A 6,169-nucleotide genomic window follows, 5' to 3' on the forward strand; every position below is an offset into this window, starting at 1 on the left:
GTGAGATGCGATAGCCCGGTGGCTGACTATAGCATCTGGCCAGGGGGTTGGCACCTCCCCTTGCGCGGAGAGTGGGAAAACGGGTCAACCACATTGGTGTTCAGTTGACCCGTGGCAGGACAGAGCGTTACAGGCCGCCGCCGAGCGCCGCAACGCACTCGCGGGCGCCGCGTTCGCACAGCGCGTGGTAAGCCTGCGTCACCGCCGCAATAAAATCGCTATTGTCCGGCAGATCGTGGGCAAAAATTCCGCTTAACGCCAGCAGCGCGGCGACGCGTTCTGCACCCTGAAAACGCTGGTTGATCTGTTGGATCTCCGCCAGCAGCGGGTCGACGACATCAATAGGCTGCCCCCGCTCGTCGATGCCCTGGGTATAGCGCATCCAGCCCGCCACGCCGAGCGCCAGATGGCGCCAGCTGCTGCCGTTTTGCAGATGCAAACGGATGGGATCCAGCAGGCGCTGCGGCAGCTTCTGGCTACCGTCCATGGCGATCTGCCAGGTACGATGGCGCAGCGACGGGTTGCTGAAACGGGCAATCAGCAGCGTGGCGTAGGCCTGGAGATCGGTGCCTTCCGGCATGGAGAGCGTCGGCGCCTGCTCCTGCATCATCAGGGCGAAAGCCGCTTCACGATAGGCCGGGTTGGTCATGGTATCGGCGATGGTTTCATAGCCGCCGAGATAGCCAAGATACGCCAGGAAGGAGTGGCTGCCGTTGAGCATCCGCAGCTTCATCATTTCAAACGGCACGACGTCTTCAACAAACTGCGCGCCGACTTTATCCCACGCCGGGCGGCCGCTGACGAAGCTATCTTCAATCACCCACTGGCGGAACGGTTCGCAGGCGATGGCGCACGGATCGTAGACCCCAAGCTGGTCGGCAATCTCCTGCAGCGTTTCCGGCGTCGCCGCGGGTACGATGCGGTCAACCATGGTGCACGGGAAGGTGGCATGGGCTTCAATCCACGCCGCCAGCAGCGGGTCGCGCGCCTGGGCCAGGCCAAGCACCGCCACTTTCGCCACGTGGCCATTCTCGCGGACGTTATCGCAGGACATCACCGTAAAGGCCTCAAGCCCCTGTTCACGGCGCAGGCGCAGCGCTTCGACAATATATCCTATGGCGGATTTCGGCGTCGTCGGGTTGGCGAGGTCGTGTTGAATCAGCGGGTTGTTGAGATCGAGCTGGCCGCTGGCCGCATCGGTGCAGTAGCCTTTTTCAGTGACCGTCAGGGAGACGATTGCCGTGTGCGGACGCGTCATGGCGCGCAGAATGCCGTCACAGCCGTCGATTTCCGGATGCAGCGCCTCTTTCATCGAACCGATAATTTTCAGCGCGGTGCTGTCAGCGCCTTTTTCCGCCACCGTGTAGAGCAGCTGCTGATTTTTCAGCTGTTCAATCAGAACGCGATCGTTGCCCGGCATCAGGTTGACTTCGCAGATGCCCCAGTCGCTGTCGCTGGTTTCCAGCAGATGATGGGTATAAAGCGCCTGATGCGCGCGGTGAAATGCGCCGCAGCCCAGGTGAACGATGCGGGATTCCAGGCGAGAACGATCCCACGCGGGGCGCGTCACCGGCAGGTTGCTGTCGGCAATGGTTGCAGTCATAGCAAACTCCAGAGTGGGCCGCAAAAGGCGGCCGAAGAGGTAAAGGCGGGACGTCGGCCCCGCCAGTCAGGAATTAGCGGCTAAAAAAAGCGCGCTGAATCGCCAGCTCGACGCCGCGAACTTCAGCCAGCCCTTTCAGGCGACCAATCGCGGAATAGCCGGGGTTGGTTTTCTTTTTCAGATCGTCGAGCATCTGGTGGCCGTGGTCAGGACGCATAGGGATAAGATCCTCTTTGCCTTCCGCTTTACGGCGGTGCTCTTCTTCAACAATCGCTTTCACCACTTCGTACATGTCCACGTCGCCGTGCAGGTGAGCGGCTTCGTGGAACGTTTTCGGGTTCTCTTCGCGCAGCGTAGAGCGCAGATGGGTGAAGTAAATGCGCGGGCCGAACTGCTTAATCATATCCACAAGATCGTTGTCGGCGCGGACCCCGTAGGAGCCGGTGCACATGGTAAAGCCGTTAGCCATGCTGTTCACCGTGTCGACCATCCACTGCATATCTTCAATGGTCGAGACGATGCGCGGCAGGCCGAGAATCGGGCGCGGCGGATCGTCCGGGTGTACCGCCATACGTACGCCAACCTCTTCGGCGACGGGGATAATCGCTTTCAGGAAGACGGCGAAATTCTCGCGCAGCGCGGCTTTATCAATATCTTTATAGGTGGCAAGGTGCTGGCGGAACTGGTCGAGGGTATATCCCTCTTCCGCGCCCGGCAGACCGGCGATAATGTTGCGGGTCAGGCGCGCTTTATCTTCATCGCTCATGGCGGCGAAACGCTGATTCGCCTGAGCGACCTCTTCGGCGGTGTAGTCCGCTTCCGCGCCCGGACGCTTGAGGATATGCAGTTCAAAGGCGGCGAATTCAATTTGATCGAAACGCAGGGCTTTGGAGCCATCCGGCAGGACGTATTCCAGGTCGGTACGGGTCCAGTCGAGGACCGGCATAAAGTTGTAGCACACGGTACGGATGCCGCATTGGGCCAGATTGCGCAGGCTCTGCTGGTAGTTAGCGATCCACTTGGCGTAGTTGCCGGTATGGGTTTTGATCTCTTCGTGAATCGGTACGCTTTCGACCACCGACCATACCAGCCCGGCGGCTTCCACGATGGCTTTACGCTTGAGGATTTCGTCAACCGTCCACACTTCACCGTTCGGGATATGGTGCAGGGCGGTAACCACTCCGGTTGCGCCCGCCTGACGGACGTCAGCTAAAGTGACCGGATCGTTAGGGCCATACCAGCGCCATGTCTGTTCCATGCTTAACCTCTTTCACGTTATTGACCTGCTTCAGGCCGCTGCTTTGATGGTAGCGTCGGTTCCGGTCAACCATCGTAACGGAGGGGAAACCAGACGATATGGCGTATAAATTCCTCCAATTGGTCGAACATGTCAACCATGAATGGCAAATTGGTAAACCAAAGTGTGACGGAGATGCGTGAAGGGGAGGGAACGTTAAACAGGGCGGCATTGTTAAACCGCCACGGGGCGCGGGCTGATTCTGCTGGCGTTAGTGTTAAGCATTTTTCATGTACTTCAAGAGATTACTCAGAACCGGAGAAGTGGAATTCTTCATGGGCATAGGGCCAGTGCGCGGCGGGTAGCGATGTGTTGCGAAATGGTTAACCAATGTGCCAAACCTATCGACCAGAAGAACGGAGGCGGTCATTGATACCGGCCGGAGCGCGTACGGACTCGCAGCAGATCACACTTTTTGATTATTACGATTTCCATATAAAAACTACGTGTTATCATTCCGCTGGTAAATACCTTTTCAACTCTCACCGAGGCTTTGATGCTGGAGAATGTCATCATCAGATAATCAGCTTCCCGACCTTTTCAGGCCGGACTGGTTATCGCTGCGCTTAAACCTTACGCGAACACCTGCGGGTGTTGGCTCGTTTTTACGCATGATGATTAACAGGTTTCTTCAGTATGAATCTATCCCGTCAGGAACAACGTACCTTACACGTTCTCGCTAAAGGTGGCCGGATCGCGCACATCCGCGATGCATCAGGCCGCGTCACCTCTGTTGAATGCTACAGCCGCGAAGGGCTCCTGCTCAGCGACTGCACGCTCGCCGTTTTCAAAAAACTCAAAACCAAAAAGCTGATTAAGTCCGTCAACGGACAGCCCTACCGCATCAATACCACCGGGCTGAATAACGTCCGCGCACAGCTGGACAATCGCTAAGGAGCCTCTGATGACAAACCACAGCTTCACTTTTCATGTCGCCTCTGAAGGCGATACCGATGACATTCTCGACGTCGAAACCCGGGCTTTCGGCTACAGCAAAGAGGCCAGGCTGGTGGCCGATTTGCTCAACGATGAGAGCGCCTGCCCGACGCTATCGCTGCTGGCCAGGCATAACGGAGAGGCGGTTGGGCATATTTTATTCACCCGGGCGACGTTCAAAGGGGAGCCGGACTCGCCGATGATGCACATCCTTGCTCCCCTGGCGGTGGTGCCGGAATACCAGGGCGTGGGCGTTGGCGGAGAGCTTATCCGGCACGGCATTGAGCAGTTGAAAGCAATGGGAAGCCAGATGGTATTTGTTCTGGGCCACGCCGCTTACTACCCCAGGTACGGGTTTGAGCCATGCGCGGGAGATAAAGGCTATCCGGCGCCTTATCCGATTCCCGCGGCGCATAAAGGCTGCTGGATGCTGCAGCCGATTTCGTCTCAGCCGCTGGGACGAACGGGCCAGATACAGTGCGCCCGGGCGTTAATGAAACCCGAGCACTGGCGCGAGTAATCAATAAGGAGATGATGATGACTATTGGCACGATTATTACCGGTTCCAGGCATATCGCGTTGTCATCCCGGGAGCGCAAAATCCCCTGGGATGAACCGGCTTTTAGCCAGCGTATGCTGGAGAACCATCTGTCGCAGGAGCACGACTGGGCCAGCCGCAGGCGGTCGGTTATCGAACAACAGGTCGCGTGGATTGCCGGACAGCTACCCGCCGGCGCGCGCATTCTGGACCTCGGCTGCGGGCCGGGCTTTTACACCCGCCTGCTGGCGGAGCGCGGCTTTTACTGTACGGGCGTGGATTTTTCGCCGGCGTCGATCGCCTGGGCCCGGCAGCAGGCGCAGGCGGCCGGGCTGGATATTGCCTATCACCAGCAGGACGTTCGCGAGTACGCGCCGGAAACCCAGTTTGATTTCATTATGATGACCTTCGGTGAACTGAACGTGTTCAGCGCGGCTGAGGCCCGCTCGCTGGTTCATCGCTGCGCGCAGTGGCTGGTTCCGTGGGGAAAGCTGCTCATCGAGGTTCATACCTATGCTGAAGTTAAACGTCAGGGAATGGCCGATCCCGGCTGGCAGCGCTGTCCGCAGGGGCTGTTTCTTGATGTTCCGTACCTGCTGCTGACGGAGCACGCCTGGGATCCGGCGGCTCAAACCAGCTCCACGCGGTTTATGGCGATTGAAGAGAGCGGCAAGGTGACGCGCTTCGGCAGCCGGATGACCGCCTGGCACGATGACGCTTATCTCGACCTGCTGCGCACGGCGGGTTTGACCACCATTACCCGCCCGGATGAGGTGGAATGGCCGGTCAGCGAAACCTTTACCGGCAAGCTGTACGCGCTGCTGGCCGAAAAAAACGTTCCCGATTCTCTTTCCGCAAAACCCATAAAAGGAATTCAACCATTGGATATTCCACGTATTTTCACCATTAGTGAAAGCGCTCACCGCATCCATAACCCGTTTACGCCGGAAAAATACGCCGCTCTTGGCCGCGCGCTGCGAATGAAGGCCGGAACCCGGATACTCGACCTCGGCAGCGGATCGGGGGAGATGCTCTGTACCTGGGCGCGCGATCACGGCATTCGCGGCATCGGCGTCGACATGAGCGCGCTGTTCAGCGAGCAGGCTAAGCTGCGGGCAGAAGAGCTCGGCGTTGCCGACCGCGTGACGTTTATTCACCAGGACGCCGCCGGTTATGTGGCCGAGGAAAAATGCGACATCGCCGCCTGCGTGGGCGCGACCTGGATCGCCGGCGGCGTCGCCGGGACTATCGAGCTGCTGAGCAAAAGCCTCAAGCCCGGCGGTATGCTGCTGATCGGCGAACCGTACTGGCGCCAGGTACCGGCAACGGAAGAGATAGCACAGGCCTGTGGCGCCTCTTCGCTCGCCGACTTTCTGACGCTTGCCGATCTGGTCTCCTCTTACGATGCGCTTGGCTATGACCTCGTCGAAATGGTGCTGGCGGACCAGGAAGGTTGGGACCGCTACGAAGCGGCGAAATGGCTCACCATGCGCCGTTGGTTAGAGGAAAACCCCGATGATGAGTTTGTGCCAGAAGTCCGGGCGGAGCTGACGATGGCGCCAAAACGCCATGCGACTTATACGCGTGAATATTTTGGCTGGGGCGTATTTGCGTTAATCAAGCGGTAGTTGAAAGACCCGGCATAGCAGGAAGGCTATGCCGGGATCAGGGGGGCAGAACGGCAGGAAAGGGCGTCCCTGGATGTTCTCTTGTCAGTTTACGCATTGCCCAGGACAGCAGCCGGTTAGCGGCGAACTGGCCATATTCATTACGTTTTCAGGATAATTTCTTGGGG

5 protein-coding genes and 1 pseudogene are annotated in these 6,169 nt (G+C 58.5%); 4 read left to right on the forward strand and 2 right to left on the reverse strand.

All coding sequences use genetic code 11. The annotated features are described in order from the left end of the window. Positions 1–127: 127 nt before the first annotated feature. Together FQK12_RS13935 and uxuA are read right to left on the reverse strand one after the other, a co-directional pair. Positions 128–1,603, reverse strand: coding sequence for a fructuronate reductase (locus tag FQK12_RS13935; protein WP_014228053.1), 1,476 nt, complete (start codon positions 1,601–1,603; stop codon positions 128–130). A gap of 73 nt (positions 1,604–1,676) precedes the next feature. Next, a complete protein-coding gene (gene uxuA / locus FQK12_RS13940; protein ID WP_014228054.1) occupies positions 1,677–2,861 on the reverse strand; it encodes a mannonate dehydratase in 1,185 nt (394 codons plus the stop codon). A 675-nt stretch (positions 2,862–3,536) separates the two neighbouring features. Between uxuA and FQK12_RS13945 the strand changes: the two genes are divergently transcribed. The 4 genes and pseudogenes from FQK12_RS13945 to FQK12_RS27680 all read left to right on the forward strand — a co-directional run bounded on the left by FQK12_RS13945 (position 3,537) and on the right by FQK12_RS27680 (position 6,002). Then, positions 3,537–3,794: a YjhX family toxin gene (locus tag FQK12_RS13945; RefSeq protein ID WP_004110819.1), complete on the forward strand. Its 258-nt coding sequence runs from the start codon at positions 3,537–3,539 to the stop codon at positions 3,792–3,794. 10 nt (positions 3,795–3,804) lie between these two features. Then, positions 3,805–4,356 (forward strand): GNAT family N-acetyltransferase, encoded by a 552-nt coding sequence (locus FQK12_RS13950; protein ID WP_014228055.1) that lies wholly within the window; start codon positions 3,805–3,807, stop codon positions 4,354–4,356. Between the two features lie 113 nt (positions 4,357–4,469). Next, a pseudogene (locus FQK12_RS27675) lies at positions 4,470–4,895 on the forward strand (class I SAM-dependent methyltransferase); the annotation flags it as partial. A 360-nt stretch (positions 4,896–5,255) separates the two neighbouring features. Beyond that, positions 5,256–6,002 carry an SAM-dependent methyltransferase gene (locus FQK12_RS27680; RefSeq protein ID WP_014228056.1) on the forward strand — a complete coding sequence of 249 codons (747 nt, stop codon included), beginning with the start codon at positions 5,256–5,258 and terminating at the stop codon, positions 6,000–6,002. Positions 6,003–6,169 lie beyond the last annotated feature (167 nt).

The organism is Klebsiella sp. ME-303 (assembly GCF_007910085.1).
Lineage (GTDB): Bacteria > Pseudomonadota > Gammaproteobacteria > Enterobacterales > Enterobacteriaceae > Klebsiella > Klebsiella michiganensis.

Coding starts and splice junctions, on each gene's coding strand:
- FQK12_RS13935 (WP_014228053.1), bottom strand. CDS start 1,603: ATGACTGCAACCATTGCCGACAGCAACCTGCCGGTGACGCGCCCCGCG.
- uxuA (WP_014228054.1), bottom strand. CDS start 2,861: ATGGAACAGACATGGCGCTGGTATGGCCCTAACGATCCGGTCACTTTA.
- FQK12_RS13945 (WP_004110819.1), top strand. CDS start 3,537: ATGAATCTATCCCGTCAGGAACAACGTACCTTACACGTTCTCGCTAAA.
- FQK12_RS13950 (WP_014228055.1), top strand. CDS start 3,805: ATGACAAACCACAGCTTCACTTTTCATGTCGCCTCTGAAGGCGATACC.